Source organism: Haloferula luteola, assembly GCF_014201715.1.
Lineage (GTDB): Bacteria > Verrucomicrobiota > Verrucomicrobiia > Verrucomicrobiales > Akkermansiaceae > Haloferula > Haloferula luteola.
The window spans coordinates 34,270-49,522 of sequence record NZ_JACHFD010000002.1; the positions used below are offsets into that span (position 1 = coordinate 34,270).

13 protein-coding genes are annotated in these 15,253 nt (G+C 59.7%); 9 read left to right on the top strand and 4 right to left on the bottom strand.

Going from position 1 to position 15,253, the window contains the following annotated elements; translation table 11 throughout:
* Positions 1–119: 119 nt before the first annotated feature.
* The 4 genes from HNR46_RS02095 (at position 120) to HNR46_RS02110 (ending at position 5,578) form a co-directional block, all read left to right on the top strand.
* Complete coding sequence (locus HNR46_RS02095; protein ID WP_184015353.1) at positions 120–2,483, top strand: metallophosphoesterase; 2,364 nt, start codon at positions 120–122, stop codon at positions 2,481–2,483.
* A gap of 15 nt (positions 2,484–2,498) precedes the next feature.
* Positions 2,499–3,185 carry a PEP-CTERM sorting domain-containing protein gene (locus HNR46_RS02100; RefSeq protein WP_184015355.1) on the top strand — a complete coding sequence of 229 codons (687 nt, stop codon included), beginning with the start codon at positions 2,499–2,501 and terminating at the stop codon, positions 3,183–3,185.
* Between the two features lie 5 nt (positions 3,186–3,190).
* Positions 3,191–4,105: a PEP-CTERM sorting domain-containing protein gene (locus HNR46_RS02105; protein WP_184015358.1), complete on the top strand. Its 915-nt coding sequence runs from the start codon at positions 3,191–3,193 to the stop codon at positions 4,103–4,105.
* A 117-nt stretch (positions 4,106–4,222) separates the two neighbouring features.
* The gene (locus HNR46_RS02110) at positions 4,223–5,578 is read left to right on the top strand and encodes a DUF2254 domain-containing protein (protein ID WP_184015359.1); all 1,356 of its coding nucleotides are present in this window, start codon (positions 4,223–4,225) and stop codon (positions 5,576–5,578) included.
* Here HNR46_RS02110 and HNR46_RS02115 read toward each other — a convergent pair.
* The 4 genes from HNR46_RS02115 to HNR46_RS02130 are packed head-to-tail and all read right to left on the bottom strand — an operon-like array spanning position 5,508 to position 9,193.
* The gene (locus HNR46_RS02115; protein ID WP_184015360.1) at positions 5,508–6,203 is read right to left on the bottom strand and encodes a DUF3109 family protein; all 696 of its coding nucleotides are present in this window, start codon (positions 6,201–6,203) and stop codon (positions 5,508–5,510) included. The genes HNR46_RS02110 and HNR46_RS02115 overlap by 71 nt on opposite strands.
* A 49-nt stretch (positions 6,204–6,252) precedes the next feature.
* Positions 6,253–7,872 carry a hypothetical protein gene (locus tag HNR46_RS02120; RefSeq protein WP_184015361.1) on the bottom strand — a complete coding sequence of 540 codons (1,620 nt, stop codon included), beginning with the start codon at positions 7,870–7,872 and terminating at the stop codon, positions 6,253–6,255.
* 5 nt (positions 7,873–7,877) lie between these two features.
* Positions 7,878–8,777, bottom strand: coding sequence for an ABC transporter ATP-binding protein (locus HNR46_RS02125; protein ID WP_184015362.1), 900 nt, complete (start codon positions 8,775–8,777; stop codon positions 7,878–7,880).
* The gene (locus HNR46_RS02130) at positions 8,777–9,193 is read right to left on the bottom strand and encodes a GntR family transcriptional regulator (protein WP_184015363.1); all 417 of its coding nucleotides are present in this window, start codon (positions 9,191–9,193) and stop codon (positions 8,777–8,779) included. The genes HNR46_RS02125 and HNR46_RS02130 overlap by 1 nt, the downstream gene beginning before the upstream one ends.
* 138 nt (positions 9,194–9,331) lie before the next feature.
* Here HNR46_RS02130 and HNR46_RS02135 point away from each other — a divergent pair, with 138 nt between their 5' ends.
* From HNR46_RS02135 to HNR46_RS02155, 5 genes are all read left to right on the top strand, one after another.
* A complete protein-coding gene (locus HNR46_RS02135; RefSeq protein ID WP_184015364.1) occupies positions 9,332–10,327 on the top strand; it encodes an alpha/beta hydrolase in 996 nt (331 codons plus the stop codon).
* A 146-nt stretch (positions 10,328–10,473) separates the two neighbouring features.
* Positions 10,474–11,091 (top strand): hypothetical protein, encoded by a 618-nt coding sequence (locus tag HNR46_RS02140; protein WP_184015366.1) that lies wholly within the window; start codon positions 10,474–10,476, stop codon positions 11,089–11,091.
* A gap of 64 nt (positions 11,092–11,155) precedes the next feature.
* Positions 11,156–13,207, top strand: coding sequence for a TonB-dependent receptor (locus tag HNR46_RS02145; RefSeq protein ID WP_184015368.1), 2,052 nt, complete (start codon positions 11,156–11,158; stop codon positions 13,205–13,207).
* 48 nt (positions 13,208–13,255) lie between these two features.
* Positions 13,256–14,674 carry a PQQ-dependent sugar dehydrogenase gene (locus HNR46_RS02150; protein WP_221284965.1) on the top strand — a complete coding sequence of 473 codons (1,419 nt, stop codon included), beginning with the start codon at positions 13,256–13,258 and terminating at the stop codon, positions 14,672–14,674.
* A 232-nt stretch (positions 14,675–14,906) separates the two neighbouring features.
* Positions 14,907–15,227, top strand: coding sequence for an RNA recognition motif domain-containing protein (locus HNR46_RS02155; RefSeq protein WP_184015370.1), 321 nt, complete (start codon positions 14,907–14,909; stop codon positions 15,225–15,227).
* The last annotated feature ends 26 nt before the right edge of the window (positions 15,228–15,253 follow it).

The following is a 15,253-nucleotide window of genomic DNA, read 5'->3' on the forward strand; positions in this document are numbered from 1 at the left end:
CCACATTTGTCGTGACGATTTTCTCACGGCGAGCCTCTTTCCCAGCAGGGGAATGACGTCCACCACGCGTGCCGCCCGTCCGTCAGGACGGTTTCCGACACCCCAAATACGACGTCTCGATGACTTCCCGTTCCATCCATCGCGGGTGGGCTCGTCTCGCACACCATGCGACCCGGACCTGCCTCACTACCCTGCTACTTTCCACCACACTGCCCAGCGCACTCTCCGAAGAAATCCGGAGTTTCGGCGTGGTTTTTCTTCCCGACACCCAGTTCTACTCACGCTACGCGACCGAAGCTGAGGGTGACCAATTTCTCAACCGCTACGGCTCCAATCCGTTTGAAGCCCAAACGGCCTGGCTCGCCGACAACCTCCGCGAGCTTGAGATTCCCATGGTGGCTCACCTCGGCGACATCGTCGACCAGGTCTCGCTTTGGCCCCAATGGAATCACGCCACCATCGCGATGCGCACCCTCGACGATGCCGGCATTTCCTACTCCATCCTCGCTGGGAACCACGACGTCCTCGACCAAAGCAGCTGGGACACCGGTCGCAACCTCTCCAACGAGCCCTTTCGTACCTACTTCCCGCTCAGTCGCGCCCGCCAGCAGTCCACCTTCGGAGGCATGGATCCCCGCGGATTCCATCAGTACCACATTTTTGAGTTCCAGGGGCAGCGATTCCTGAACCTCGCCTTGTCGTGGAATGCCTCACTCACCGCCCTGCGCTGGGCTCAGGATATCATCGACACCCATCCTGAACTTCCCGTCATTCTTACCACTCACGAACTCCTCGGGGTCGATAGCGATGGCGTCACCGCCAAATCCACCAGCTACGGCGACTACCTTTGGGAGAACCTGATTCGCAAGAATGACCAAATCTTCATGGCCATCGGCGGTCACCATCACGGCTCCGCCCACCGAGTCCGCCAAAACGACGAAGGGCATGACGTGCTCGAAGTTGTGGCCGACTATCAGATGTCCTATCAGGGGGGCAATGGCTACCTGCGACTCTGCGAATTTGACCTGACGCACAACGAAATCCGTTCGATGACCTTCTCTCCTTGGGTCCCCACCAAGCCTGAAGCGACCATCAACGAGTTTGACCGAGCGGTGCTCGACGACGCCAGCAACGAGTACGTGACCCCCATGAACTTCGCGGAGCGCTTTGCGGGATTTGCCGGCACCCTGGCAAGTGGCCCCGCCAACCGCGATGAGCCGCTGATTGAAACCGTCCGCAAGAAGATCCTCGCGGAATATGAGGAACCCGAAGCCGCCACTCCCATGACGCCCTTCGACAGTGAGGACTACCCCCACAATGGCGATCAAACTTTAGCCCACTGGCGTTTCGACTCCGGTCAATCGGGCACCACTGTCGCCACGGACACAGAGATCCCCGATCTTTCCGAGCAGTCCAACAATCCTCTGGTTCGCTCCGCTCTGACCGACGGCGCAGAACTCGGTGATCTCCTGTGGTCCGACGAACGCCATGCGCTCTCCGCAGCCAATGGTAGCGTGCAATTCCTCGGCAACACCTCCGCGGGTTGGGGCAAGAGCTTCTTCAAAACGCTCCAAGAAGCTCCTCTCAATAGCGAGTTCCTGCGCAATGGCTATACCGTGGAAGCCATCTTCAAAATCCATGCTGACTGGACTCGCGGAAACAACTCATGGATGAACGTGATGACCCGAGATGGCAACCGCGGCAACCTCTCGGGCTGGAGTGGTGGCGATGCCGAATCCACTCCCTTGTTGTTCTCCATTTCCAATCTCCGGGAGATCCAGTGGGAGCCCACCACCTACACAAGCTGGGGGTACCAGGCTCGCACCAACTGGTCCGGCGAGATCATGCCCGAAGTTTGGACCCACGTCGCCATCGTCAATGAACCCGGCAGCCACAACTCAACGATGTATGTCGCTGGCGCCCCGGTTCTTCGCAATGTGAACGGTGCTGATGGCATCGCCGGATTCTCCCAGCAATCCTGGGTCATCGGTGCCGGCCTCTGGGGAAGCAATCGCACCGATGGCTTCTTCGGAAGCATCAGCGAAATCCGTGTTTCCAAATCTGCCCTTCGCTCCGACCAATGGCTGACTGCCCGGAAGAACCGGATCGTTGGCAACGGAGGCCGCGAAACCCTCGTCGGCACCGATAGGGATGACCAAGTCTTCCAAAATGCCGCCGCCGATACCCTCTCTGGAGGTGCTGGACGCGATACCTTCGTCTACCAAAGCCAACGCGACGGCATGGATACCATCATCGACTTCGAACCGATGATGGACCGCATCAACATCACCCGGCTCCTCAACGATCTGGGCTACGCGGGAGACGATCCTGTGGGCGACGGGCAAATCCGCTTCATCGATAGCACGCGCGGCGCGCTCGTGCAGATCGTCAATCCCTCCCGCCCGGGAACCTTCCGCAACTTGATTTTGCTTCAGGGCACCTCCCTTGGAGCCATCGATCCAGCCTTCACTTTGATCTACTAAATTCATCATTTTTCCATGAAATCATTTCTTTTCCCTGCCACCCTCCTTGTCGCCGTTCCGGCTCACGCTGCCGTGATCTTCACCGATGACTTCAGCGGCTCACTGTCCGCCTGGTCTGCAGGGGGCGACGTCAGCATCCAGTCAGGCGCCGCTCTCCTGACCACGGCTCACACCAGCTTCGAATCCGGAGTGGATGCCGTGAATGCCTCGGGCACCGATCCCCTGGAAGCCGCCGGAGATCTGGAAACCTTCGTCGACCTCACCGTGGGCGGACTCGATCTCGATGTTGTCGATCAAGCCACCGAAGGCTCAGCACTGCGCGTGACCATCGATGTGCACCCGGGAGACACTCTCCGCTTCGATTGGCAACTGTTGACCTCGGACATGGTCGGTCTCGATTCGGCCTTCCTCGTCATCAATGGCTCCCTCATTCGGCTGGCGAGCGCCGCCGACGCCGTCGGGGTCTCCTCCGGCGACTATGCCTATGAAACCCTGACGAGCAGCTACTCCCATGTCTTTACCGACAGCGGCGCTGTCACCGTTGCCTTCGGCATCACGGATATCTCCGACTACAGCGGCACCAGTGCCCTGCGCATCGACAACGTCCTCGTACAAGCCGTGCCCGAGCCCACCGCCGGCCTCCTTGCCCTTCTCGGAGGACTCGCCTTTGCCGCCCGCCGTCACCGCAACGTTACCCGATAAAATCGATGAAGTTTCTTCCCATTTTGTTTGTCGCTACCCCTGCCTTCGCTGCCAACATCGTGCTCAATGCCGATGACAGCTACGGCAACTCCTCATTCAATTCAGCAGGGAATTGGAGCAGCGCGTCTTATCCTGATCCAGGAAACGACTACTTCACCCAGGGTCACCTGCTCCGCACTCCGACCAGCAGCTCCAGCTACAACTTTGCCGGCGACTCCCTAACGGTAACCGGGTCCGCTGCATTCTCCGCTGCCAACAATGAAGCGTTGATGTGGAAAGGATCTGGAACGACGGCCACGATCACCATTTCGAACCTCATCGTCGATGGAGGTCAGATTCGCCACGGCGCGGGAGATGGTGACTCCGTGACTTTCTTCGGAAGCATCACCGTGGGCGCCAGCGGGATGGGAATTGCCAGCCAAGGAGGATTCAACATCGCCTCTGCCATCCATGGAGATTCCACCATCTACATCCTCGGGAATGGCACTGGCTCCACCCAGCGGATGGTCACATTCACCAGCGCCGCCAGCACCTTCCACGGCGACTTGATCCTTAACTCTGAGAACAGCCTCGCCACCTTGGCGGAGAACTCGGTGTTTCATTTCAAGATGGGCTCTGATGGCATCAACAACTCGATTGAAGGGATCGGATGGATCGCTCTCAACGGCTCCTTCGCTCTTGATCTCTCCGGCGCATCCACCACTTACGGGGATGCCTGGTCGTTGGTCTCCGTGGCCACCGCCGAATATGGCGACGAGTTTTCGATCGAAGGATTTCATGACCTCGGCGAGGGACGCTGGGCCCAGGGGATCTATCAATTCGATCAGGCCACTGGAACCCTCAGCGTGGTTCCGGAACCCTCGGCCATTCTCCTCAGCGGCATAGCGCTTGGTCTGGGTCTTCATCGGCGCCGGCCCTGAACCCCTCTCCTTCAACGGCCGGTCTCCCTCAGGAGCCCGGCCGCTTTTTTGCCGACATGGCAGCACCACCTCGCCATTGACCCCACGGGAACGCTGTTGGATAGACTGGGGTCTGCCATGAAAAATGCCCGTCGCTCCTCATCTTCATCGGTCCTCAGCAAGTGGCAGTGGCGGTGGCGTCGTCTCTCCGAGAAAATCTGGCCCCGGGTCACTCTCTACGCCATCGCCTCCGGCATGGTCGCCATCGCCGGCGTCTTCCTCGGTCCGTTTCTCCCCTATGAAATCGCCATTCAGTTCGATGCCGATTCAGTCGCTTCCAAGCTGTCCATTCTCGCTTCCTCGATGCTCGCGGTTTCGACCTTCTCCCTGGGCGTCATGACCAACGCCTTTGCCAGCGCAGCCACGGCCGCCACTCCTCGCGTTACGCAGCTTCTCCTGGCAGACAAGACCTCTCAGAACGTCCTCGCCACCTTTCTTGGCGCTTTTGTCTTCAGCCTCGTCGGCACGATCACCCTTGAATTGGGAATCTATGGTGCCCAAGGCAGGCTCCTCCTTTTTGTCGCCACTCTCGCGATCTACGTCATCATCGTCGCCACCATGGTCCGCTGGGTGCAGATGTTGCGGACCTTCGGACGCCTCGACGACTCGATTTCCCGGGTTCAAAAGGTTGCCCTTGAAGCCTTCGACGAGCGTGTTCGTGATCCTTTTCTCGGATGCCATCCGATCAAGAATCCGCACGCCATCCCCGACGGATCCAAACCCTTGATCACCCCTCGCTCGGGCTACCTCACTCATATCGACTTTGCTGCCCTCAACGATCTTGCCGACGAAGCCGGACTCCAGCTCCGCCTCCCCCGCGCTCCCGGAGGCTTTCTCTTTCCCGCCGATCCTCTCGTGCACATCTTCCCGGCGGAAGCCGTCGACGACGAGCTTCTCGATCGCATCCGCCAAGCCTTCAGTCTCGGCGATCATCGCACCTTCCTCCAAGACCCTCGCTTCGGCATGGTCGTTCTTTCGGAAATCGCATCCCGTGCCCTTTCTCCGGCGGTCAATGACCCAGGCACGGCCATTTCCATTCTCACTCATGGCGTCCGCATTCTTTCCCATTGGGAAGATCGCGAGCCCGCTGAAATCCGCTTCCCTCACCTATGGCTTGAACCACTTGCGGTGCAGGAGTTGTTTGACGACTTCTTTCGTCCCATCGCGCGCGACGCCGCCGGACACATTGAAGTCCAGCAATGGATCCAACACAGCCTGCTTGGCCTCGCTCAATCGTCGCCTCAGATCTTTTCACGCGCCTGCCGAGAACACTCTCGCGAAGCTCTCGCCCGAGCGGAGAGTTCCCTTCCTCTGGACCAGGAAAAAGTGCTGGTTCGGGCCATCGCGCTTCAAGTCGAGGAGATCACCTCTGGATGCCCCACGACTCTTCCTCCGCTGCACGAGTCAACTCCCCCACGAGATCGCGCCCACTGATTACCGACAAGCACTCCAGCTCCATGTGCAAAGTCACCCGCGCCGGTGGACCGCCCTCACAAACCATTCCGCAAGGAGTCTGCGAACCAAATCCCGGATAGTCAGGCCCCGCCGCAGGATCGTTTCCCGCCTGGGCCAAGGTCAACACAGGGCGCCCACCACGTTCCCGCGGACGCAGGAGGAGCGGATGCATCCAGCACGAAACCGGTTTCCAAAACCACGGGTGCCGACCGTCATCCACCGCCAAGCGCTGGAGCACACATCGGTGCTCTGCATCCAGAAAAACACACCGCGTTTTTGGGAAATGAGCGGGAAACTCCTCGGCCAACTCACTGAGACCGGCGGGCAGGGTCACTGTGCGTTCGCGACCTCCTCCATGAGTCAACGGATCGGGATGGTCCCAACCATAGCTGGCCAAGAGACCCCGGCGGGCTGTCATCACCTCTCGAATCGCGCGACTCTCTTCAGGCTCAAGCAAAGCCCCGTCATGACAGCACGTCGCCCGACAGCGCGACAGTTCGCAAACTTTCAGCGGCAGCGAAAACACCTCATGGTCGAGCTCTGCCTCGCGCAATTGACGGGCCAGCTCTTTCTCCAAACCAGGATACGCGGTAAGAGGATGCATCCGGGGAGTTTGTGACGCTCTTGCGACGGCCTCACAAGTTCGCAAACCACTAACGACGCACTACGGTCGGAGGAAAGGAGCCCTGATTCACCGCGACAAACACCGCCAACCGCCCTTTCCGCAAACGCAGCTCCTGCGCGGCCTGTTCGGCGGGCGTGCCCTCACAAATCATCTCAAACTCTTGGACTCCACCCAGGAAAAGTGGGCAGCCCTCCGTTTTGGGACTCCGCCCCACAAAGCGGAAGACCGCAAACCACTTGTCTCCTGTATCGGGATGCTCGACCACCGCATAGATCCCCAATCCTGCGACCCGATCGAGGGAAGCCGAACTTGCATCCTCAAATGGATGAATATCTTCGAATTGATACTTCAGTCGCAATCGATTCGACAATGAAGTTGGTTCGGCAATGGAAACCAACAAACGCCCTCCTGTTCTCAAGCGGAGCGAACCTCCACGAGGAAGGTCGACATCTCCCGCCTTCTCCAATCGAGTCACAGTTCCATACGCCTTCCAGTCCCATTGGGACGGATCGTCAGATCGTTCAGCCTCATTCTCGCCATCCTGCCCTGTGACCCATGGATGCAGACGAGGTTTTTGAAACATGGCTTGAACTCCTTCCCGATTTCTTCGGGTCCATGGCTCGAGCTTTTCGTTCGGATACCAGCGATTCTGGATCTCATCACTTATCAGCTCGGTGCCACCCCATTCGGCCGTCTCGCCCGTCCCTTTGATCACCGGCCATTCGAGCCAATCATACCCCTCCCCCTCTTTTCTCATCCCGATTTTCGGAGTCCATGTCGCTCTCCAGCGAGAGTCCTTGGACTCTCCGATCAGAAATCCCCCCATTCCGAATTCGCCTTTTTGAAGCCCCTTAATCGTCAAAAGTTCGCTACATGGAACCTCGTGCCATTCGCCTGCCGGGGGGTGGAGCTCGATCGATTCGATGTGCTCGACGAACTTCTCGGTGGTCATCCCATTCGACACTTTTTTCGGAAAGAACTGCCCGTGAACCATGATCCAAGGAATCAGGGCTCCAAACCACATCATGAGTCCGAGCCCCGTCCTCCATTTCCGCCGCGAGGCCACCAACCACCAAATGGCCGGCAGAATCGACACCGCCGCGAGGATCAGCAAGCTCGCTGGAGTGATGAAGAAGGAACCTTTCATTTCAAGATTCAGGTCGCCTCGCATCGTTGCCAATCCCGCTCCGGAAAGAATCGGCGCCGCCAGCAAGGTGAGAATCAACCAAATCAACGGGCGCTGGCGACGCGTCGCAAGACACGCGACCACCGCCCATAGCCAAGCCCACGCGAGCGCCGGAAGTACCAACAACAGGATGCCCTCCAAGGCAGCTCGGCCGCTGAAGTTGTGCCCGAATACATAGATCATCACCCACAAGGCCACGCCCCCAAAAACCGCGGCCATCAATCCCAACATTCTCCGCATGCCGAAACCATCCGTTACTGGCCGCGTCCGATAGAAAGCGCGCGGCTCAAAGACAGGCCACGATCGCTGGGCGCTCACCATCAGTACTAACAATAGCAAAGGAAGCAGGACCAGCGCCTGAGCCCCCCAATGATGTGCACGCGGATTCGGCCAAAAAAGGAAGAAGCCATAGCTGGCCACGATCGCCGCAGCCAACAAACGGGTAAATGGAGAAAATGGCATGATCGTTAGGATTGAGGGGTGGTTCGAAAACTGCGGGCCAAGGTGACAAAGATTTCGCGCAAGCTCATCGGCCTTACCTCGTAGTGCACAGGATTGGAAAAGTGCTCCAGCAGCACGGCTTTACTACGAACTTCATCGTAGTCACCGTGAACCAAGCGCACAGCCCGCCCCTCAACCCGGAGGTGAACCCAGTCGGGAGGCAAGGCAAGGGGTGCGGAGAGATCCTCTTCCGTCACCAACTCGATCTGGCGAAATCGCGCCTGAAGTGCCGTCACCTCTTCCTGAAGGTGGACCATTCCGTCGCGAAGAATCGCCACTCGATCCGCGAACCGTTCGACCTCCTCGATGTCGTGCGAAGAGATCCACACTGTCCATCCCTCGGTTTCAGTCAGCTCAAGCAAACTGGTGAGAAACTCATCTCGCACCAGGGCATCAAGGCCGGTGAAGGGTTCATCGAGCACCACCAACTGAGGCCGATACGCGAGCGACGAGACCAGTGCGGCCTTCATCCGTTGCCCCCGAGAAAGTGACCTCAACGGCGTCTTCTGCGGCAGGTCAAGGTCCCGAAGCAATCGCTTCTCAAAATCCCGGTCCCACTGTTTGCCATACATCGGCCGTACGTAATCGAGCAGCTTCGGAACCGTCAGCCACTCGGGCATGCATTGGTTCTCCGAAACATATCCCATGCGCTTCCAGAGCTCCGGAGACAATCGCCGGGCTCCCATGACCTCAATGTGACCGGCATCGGGCTCAAGCAATCCCATCGCACATTGCAGCGTCGTCGTCTTGCCTGCCCCATTCGGGCCCAAAAAGGCGGTCACCTTGCCCTCCGGCACATCGAGGTCGACACCGCGCAACGCAGGCTTGCCCCGGAATTTCTTTTGCAGTCCACGGATCGTGATCATCACCAGCGTTCGGGTTGAATTTCAGAGTCAGGATCAGAAAGGCGACGCAGCACGGCTTCCGTTTCTTCAGCCGTCAGATGCAACGCGCGGGCTTCTTCCAAAAACCTCCGCGCAGCCGGCTCCAACAGAGCCTGACGTTTTTCCACAGGCGGGAGTTGCGGCGCTTGAACGACCATCCCCACGCCCGGCCGACTCACCAAAAATCCCAGGTCCTTCAACTCCTGCACCACCTTGAATGCGGTCGTTGGCGATATCTTTAACTCCTGCGCCAACCCACGCACCGAGGGAAAAAGATCCCCCTCACGCAGCTCACCATTCGCCAAAGCTCGATGCGCCGCCCTCACCACCTGGTCAGAAACCGGCTCGCCATCACGAAGTTGGAGGACAAATGGAAGCATCACCCACTCGGGCACCACGCCCGTTGTGATACTGGTGTTACAGCACTCCTGTTACACCGTCCAGAGATTTTTCATTTCCCGATCGGCGCCATCGCTCCGGAGACGAATTCACTGAGGGTTCATCACAGATTCACACGGCTCGCAGAGAACCCCGCCATGTGGAAATGCGTCCGCCGCGGCCTGCTTCATCTCATTGCCTGGCTCGCGTGCGGACTCTTGGTGGCGACGGTGGCGGTCGGCTGGTTGGGAGCCGGCCGCCTGGTCGAGCCGCCGCGACGGGTCCTTCAGGATTACCATCGCGAGCGGCTCGACCAACCCGCCGCGTTTGGCCTCCGCATCACGGCCTACACCGGCCCTCAGCAGACTCCATGTTTGCTTGTCGAGCCTGAGCCGAGCCGAAATCGCAACTCCTGGCGAGGAACCGAGCTTCGCCAATCTCTCCAATCCTCGCTACCCTGGGGCACCGTGGTGGGCACTGTGGTGATGCTTCACGGCCATACCGGCCGCAAAGAAGACCATCTGCCGAGCTGCGAACGCTTCTGTGCCGCGGGATTTCGCTGCCTGCTTCTCGATTTGCCCGGCCACGGAGATCATCCGGCGCCGCATGCGACATTCGGGAAAAAGGAAAGCGCCCTTGTCGAGGCTCTCGTCGACGACCTCCCCGGTAGGTTTGCGATCAGCCCCGAGCCTCTCTTCCTCTATGGCGTCTCCCAGGGTGCTGCAATTGCCCTCCAGACGGCTGCACGGCACCCCGAACGCTGGGCCGGAGTGATCAGCGTCTCCTCCTTCGCCGCCCTCGACCGGACCCTCACCCATTCGGCCGAGGCATTCGCCCCGAACCACGCCGAGTGGGCCCCTCTCGCCACCGCCTCCGTTGGCTGTGCCGCCTGGTTCCGAGCAGGCTACACTCCCTGGGAAATTCAGCCCATCCGCGTAGCTCAAAAACTGACCATGCCGGTGATGATCGTTCACGGCCGGGAGGATCGCTTCATTCCATTCACGGACGCTGAAGCTCTTTTCTCTCGAATTCCCAGTTCTCGGAAAGTTCTCCGGCCCGTCGAGGGGGCTGGCCACGACAACATGCTCTCGACCGATGCCAAGCACCTCTATCCGGAAATGTGTCGGTTTCTGCTCGAAGCTCGTTCGCGCTAAGCCAGATCCCATCCGCCACCAAGACATTTCGTCGACCGTGGAACCGACCGCGACCCTCCTGCCGGTGTGACCCACAACCCAGCAGGGGACGGCGCCCGGACTTCCGCCTTGTCGATCCCCGACTGCTGCCCTAATTCCGTCCGCACATGGACCCCGCCCAAGCGATGCACCCCTACGAGAAGCTTCCGCTTTTCGGCACCGGTCTCATCCTCGGCCTGCTCATGGTGGCCGGACACCTGCTCATGCTTGTCAAAGCCGCGCCGGTGCAAACTTTCCTGAAACGCTTCCCGCGCAATCAGCAACTTGGCCAGGTCCTCATGGGACTCGGGCTGATTTGGTTCTGGCTGTTGGTGGCATCCCCGGGGAAAGGCATCTTCCATGCCCTCTCGATGGACTTCGGTGACCAATTCAACGCCGCCAAGCCCATCCTCCGCATCGCTGTGCCTGTGTTGATCTTTGCCCTCAGCATCGCCATCAAGGAGTTTCTCGCCGTGCGCGCCCTCGGACTTCTGGGCCTCATGGCCGCCGCTCCGATTTTAGAAGCGCACTTCCAAAAATGGCCCACTGGACACGTGCTGATCCCCCTGTGGACCTACGGCATGATCATCGCTTCTCTCTATTTCGTCGGCATGCCCTACCTCTTCCGCGACGCCGTGAGCTGGGCAACGGCCAGCGCATCTCGCTGGAAAACGCTCAGCCTCGCGGGCCTCGTCTACGGCGCTGCAGTCGTCGCCTGTGCGCTGCTCTTCTGGCGCGGCTATTGAGGCGGAAAAGCGGGCGCTCATCCACTCATCGGCGGGGTCTCCTTGCCGATTAAGATCTCATCCCATGCGTCCCACGTTTTTCCTGCTACCTCTGGTCGCTGTCACAACGGCAGCTCCGATGGATTCCGAAGTCGAGGACCTGCCGGCCACCGTCATCCTCGCCGAGCGCCGTGAGTCCCGCCCCAGCGTCCTTGCCGAGTGGGATCGGACCACCATCGAAGATTCCGCTCCCCGCACCCTCGACGAACTGCTAGCTCGCGATCCCTCATTCTCCCTCTATCGCCCCTCATCGGGAATCTTCGCCAATCCCACCGCAGCAGGAGTCAGTCTCCGCAACACCGGAGCCACAGCGGCGTCCCGCACCTTGGTCCTCCGCGACGGCATTCCCCAAAATGACCCATTCGGCGGCTGGGTCGAGTGGGCGAGATTCGATCCTTGGACGATCGAAAATGCCGCCCTGATCCCCGCTTCCCGCTCCGCCGCTTGGGGCAACATGAGCCCCGCGGGCTCGATCCGCATCACCCGCCGGGAGATTGACACCCAGCGCGCCCTTCTCCGGGTGACCGCAGGTTCCCACGGCACCTACGGCGGAACGGCCGCCGCCGATCTGGTGGCCGATGACGGAAGCTTGGGAATCTCCATCGTCACCTTCGGCCTCCACAGTGACGGATTCGAAACCGTTCCCGCCGAACAACGTGGCCCTATCGACCGAAAACTCGATCTCGACGCTGCCGGAGCTGATTTACGCGCCATCTGGCGGCCGGACTCCTGGTTGACCGTTGAGCCATCCCTTTCCTACTACGAAGAAGACCGTGGAAACGGCACTCCGCTCACAGGCAACCGCACCGAAGCCGTCGATGCCTCGCTCCGACTCACTTCCGAGGACGCCGACCATGCCTGGCAAATCCTCGCTTACTACCAACGCCGTCGCTTTTCTTCCGTCTTCAGCTCGGTCGATGCCAGCCGCAGCACGGAAACCTTGGCCCTCGACCAATTCCATGTTCCTGGAGACGGCGTCGGAGGAGCCCTCACCCTTCGTCAGGAAATCGGAGACCGCTTCGAATTCTCTGCTGGCACCGATTTCCGTCTCCTCCATGGAGAGACGCAGGAGGACGCTGGCGTGTTTCGTCGTCGCATCGCCGGAGGCGAGCAGTCGCTGGCCGGCATCTTTGCCACTGGCCATGCCGAGTTTCAGCGTGGAACTCAACTCGATGGCTCCCTGCGCCTCGATCACTGGTCGCTCGACGACGGCAAACGCATCGAACGCTCCCTGACAACCGGCTCGCTCCTCCGGAGCGATTTTCCGGCAGACCGTGATGGCTGGGAACCCAGTGCCGCGCTATCACTCGATCAGTCGCTCGGCGACCTTCTCAGCGCCTCCCTTTCCGCCTCCACCAGCTTCCGCTTGCCCACTCTGAACGAGCTTCATCGCCCCTATCGCGTGCGCAATGACCTCACCGAGGCCAACCCGCGATTGGAGCCGGAACGCTTCATCAGCCTTGAAGGCGGCCTCGAATGGCATCCCCGCACCGACCTCACCGTCAGTGCCGACGCTTTTCACCATTGGATCGAAGACGCGATCGCCAATGTGCCGATCACCGACCCCGCCGCCATCGCCTCCATCTTTGGCACCCTGCCAGCCGGTGGCACCGGCATGCAGCGGCAAAACGTCGACCAAGCCCGCGTCTACGGCATCCAAGCTCAAGCAGCTTGGGCGCCCGATCCTTGCTGGGCGTTCCGCTTCGATGCGCTCTGGTCCGAAACTGAGTTCACCTCATCCCGCTCTCAGCCGCTTCTCGACGGCCAGGCTTTTCCCCTCGCTCCCGACCTCCGCCTGCTCGGAAATCTGGAATTTCGCCCGTCCGACCCATGGTGTTTCTCCGCCGGCGTCGAGTACGGCGCCTCTCGTTTCGATGACGCTCTCGGCACCCGCGAATTGCCATCCTATACCACCGTTCGCCTCGGCGCCCGCTGGCAGGCCACCGATTCGTTCGCGCTCCACGCACGCATCGAAAACTTACTCAACGAAGACATTCCCACCGCCATCGCCGGCAACGGAATTCGCTCTTACGGCCAACCCCGTGCCTTCTGGGTCACCGCCGAGTGGGCATTTTGATCCAAGATTGCAGAAAGACGAATCCAAAGTAGGAGTATCGGTCATCCGATGAAACGCCTGCTCCCATTCGCCCTCCTTCCGGTCACTGCCTTTGCCCAAGACACTCCGGATTACTCGAAAATGAAGGCGGACGAGCTGTTCAATACGCTCTGCTCCAGCTGCCACGGCAAAGACCTCAATTCCGGACTCGGCGGCTCTCTGGTCGATGGACAATGGAAGCACGGCGACACCGACGCGGACCTCCGGAAGAGCATTTCCGAAGGCAACGCCCAACTCGGGATGACGCCATTCAAGACCGTTCTCAGCGATGATCAGATTCGCCAGTTGGTCATCTACGTCCGGGAAAAAGAGAAGGAAGCCCTCGCCAAAGGCATCGAGTATCCCAAGCCCGAACCCGGCAAAGTGACCCATACCGACCACGCCGATTACCAAATCGAAATGGTCGTTGAAAATGGCCTCGATATCCCTTGGGCCATCGCATTTCTCCCGGACGGACGGAAACTCGTCACCGAGCGCCCCGGACGCCTTCGCCTCATGGGATCCGATGACACCCTCGATCCCCAGCCCATCGAAGGCACCCCGAAAGTCATCCACCACGGCCAAGGCGGACTGATGGAAGTCGCAGTGCATCCCGACTACGCGAAGAACGGTTGGATCTACCTCGGATTCGCCGATGGCGAGCGAGACGGCGACAAAGTCCGCACCATCACCAAGTACGTCCGCGGCCGAATCAAAGACCACCAATGGGTCGACGAAGAAGAAATCTGGAAGGCGGATGATCGCTTCTATGGAGGAGACGGCGTCCACTTTGGCACCCGTTTGGTCTTCAAGGACGGCTACATCTTCTTCCCCGTCGGTGAGCGCGGAGGTTGGAAACAGGCCCAAGACATCACCAATGCCAAAGGAAAGATTTACCGCCTCAATGAGGATGGAAGCGAACCCGAAGACAATCCATTTGTCGGCCAGCCAGGAGCTGTCAAAGGCCTCTGGTCCTATGGGCACCGCAATCCCCAGGGCCTCGCCCTCGACCCGCGCGACGGTTCCATTTGGGAAACCGAGCACGGCCCGCGTGGTGGAGACGAACTCAACCGCATCGAAGGCGGAAAGAACTACGGCTGGCCAATTATCACCTACGGAATGAACTATGATGGCACCCCCATCACCGGTGAAACCGAAAAGGAAGGCATGGAACAGCCCGTCATTTACTGGCAGCCGAGCATCGCCGCCTGCGGCCTCGATTTCTATACAGGGGATGCCTTCCCTGGTTGGAAAAATGACCTCTTCGCCGGTGCCCTCGCCCAACAGGAAATCCGCCGACTCCGCATCGTGGACCACAAAGTCACCGAACAAGAAGTCATCTTGAAAAACATCGGGCGGGTCCGCGACGTCGCCAGCGGCCCCGAGGGAGCCCTCTACGTCGTTCTCAACGATCCCCATCGCATCGTACGCCTCGTTCCCGCGCCTTGATTCCTTCTGACAACCGGGCCCGCAAGCTTGTCTGGCAGGCTTGTGTGCCCTTTTCTTCGAATTCATTTGCCATTGGCTCACGAATCCCGCATGCCTCCCGCAGTGGTCCGCGGCCTGGAGAATTCAAGGCGTGGAGTGTTGCCAGGTGAGTTTTGTGATTCGGTGGTAATCTGAAACCCGATTTTCGGGAACAGTCGACAAGATCCGAACTCGCGATAGCCACCTGACAACCATGAAAATGTACGTAGGGAACATCCCTTTTGACACCACCTCGCAAGACCTCGAATCCCTCTTCTCGGAGTACGGTGCCGTCACCGATGTCCACATGCCGATGGATCGTGAAAGCGGTCGCCCACGTGGCTTTGCCTTTGTGACCATGGACTCCAACGAATCCATGCAAGCCGCCATCAAGGGCCTGGACGGTGCCGATTTCCACGGCCGCGGTCTGCGTATCAATGAGGCCCAACCGCGCGAAGAGCGTGGCGGTGGTGGCCGCCCTCAACGTGGTGACCAACGCCGCGGTGGCGGTGGTGGTGGCAACCGCCGTTGGTGAGATTTCACGGCGGAACTTCAAGTCGA

What these genes read in the sequence shown, in the direction of transcription:
- HNR46_RS02145 (WP_184015368.1), top strand. Translation starts at nt 11,156, where the DNA reads ATGCGTCCCACGTTTTTCCTGCTACCTCTGGTCGCTGTCACAACGGCA.
- HNR46_RS02100 (WP_184015355.1), top strand. Translation starts at nt 2,499, where the DNA reads ATGAAATCATTTCTTTTCCCTGCCACCCTCCTTGTCGCCGTTCCGGCT.
- HNR46_RS02115 (WP_184015360.1), bottom strand. Translation starts at nt 6,203, where the DNA reads ATGCATCCTCTTACCGCGTATCCTGGTTTGGAGAAAGAGCTGGCCCGT.
- HNR46_RS02150 (WP_221284965.1), top strand. Translation starts at nt 13,256, where the DNA reads ATGAAACGCCTGCTCCCATTCGCCCTCCTTCCGGTCACTGCCTTTGCC.
- HNR46_RS02135 (WP_184015364.1), top strand. Translation starts at nt 9,332, where the DNA reads ATGTGGAAATGCGTCCGCCGCGGCCTGCTTCATCTCATTGCCTGGCTC.
- HNR46_RS02120 (WP_184015361.1), bottom strand. Translation starts at nt 7,872, where the DNA reads ATGCCATTTTCTCCATTTACCCGTTTGTTGGCTGCGGCGATCGTGGCC.
- HNR46_RS02140 (WP_184015366.1), top strand. Translation starts at nt 10,474, where the DNA reads ATGGACCCCGCCCAAGCGATGCACCCCTACGAGAAGCTTCCGCTTTTC.
- HNR46_RS02105 (WP_184015358.1), top strand. Translation starts at nt 3,191, where the DNA reads ATGAAGTTTCTTCCCATTTTGTTTGTCGCTACCCCTGCCTTCGCTGCC.
- HNR46_RS02125 (WP_184015362.1), bottom strand. Translation starts at nt 8,777, where the DNA reads ATGATCACGATCCGTGGACTGCAAAAGAAATTCCGGGGCAAGCCTGCG.
- HNR46_RS02110 (WP_184015359.1), top strand. Translation starts at nt 4,223, where the DNA reads ATGAAAAATGCCCGTCGCTCCTCATCTTCATCGGTCCTCAGCAAGTGG.
- HNR46_RS02155 (WP_184015370.1), top strand. Translation starts at nt 14,907, where the DNA reads ATGAAAATGTACGTAGGGAACATCCCTTTTGACACCACCTCGCAAGAC.
- HNR46_RS02095 (WP_184015353.1), top strand. Translation starts at nt 120, where the DNA reads ATGACTTCCCGTTCCATCCATCGCGGGTGGGCTCGTCTCGCACACCAT.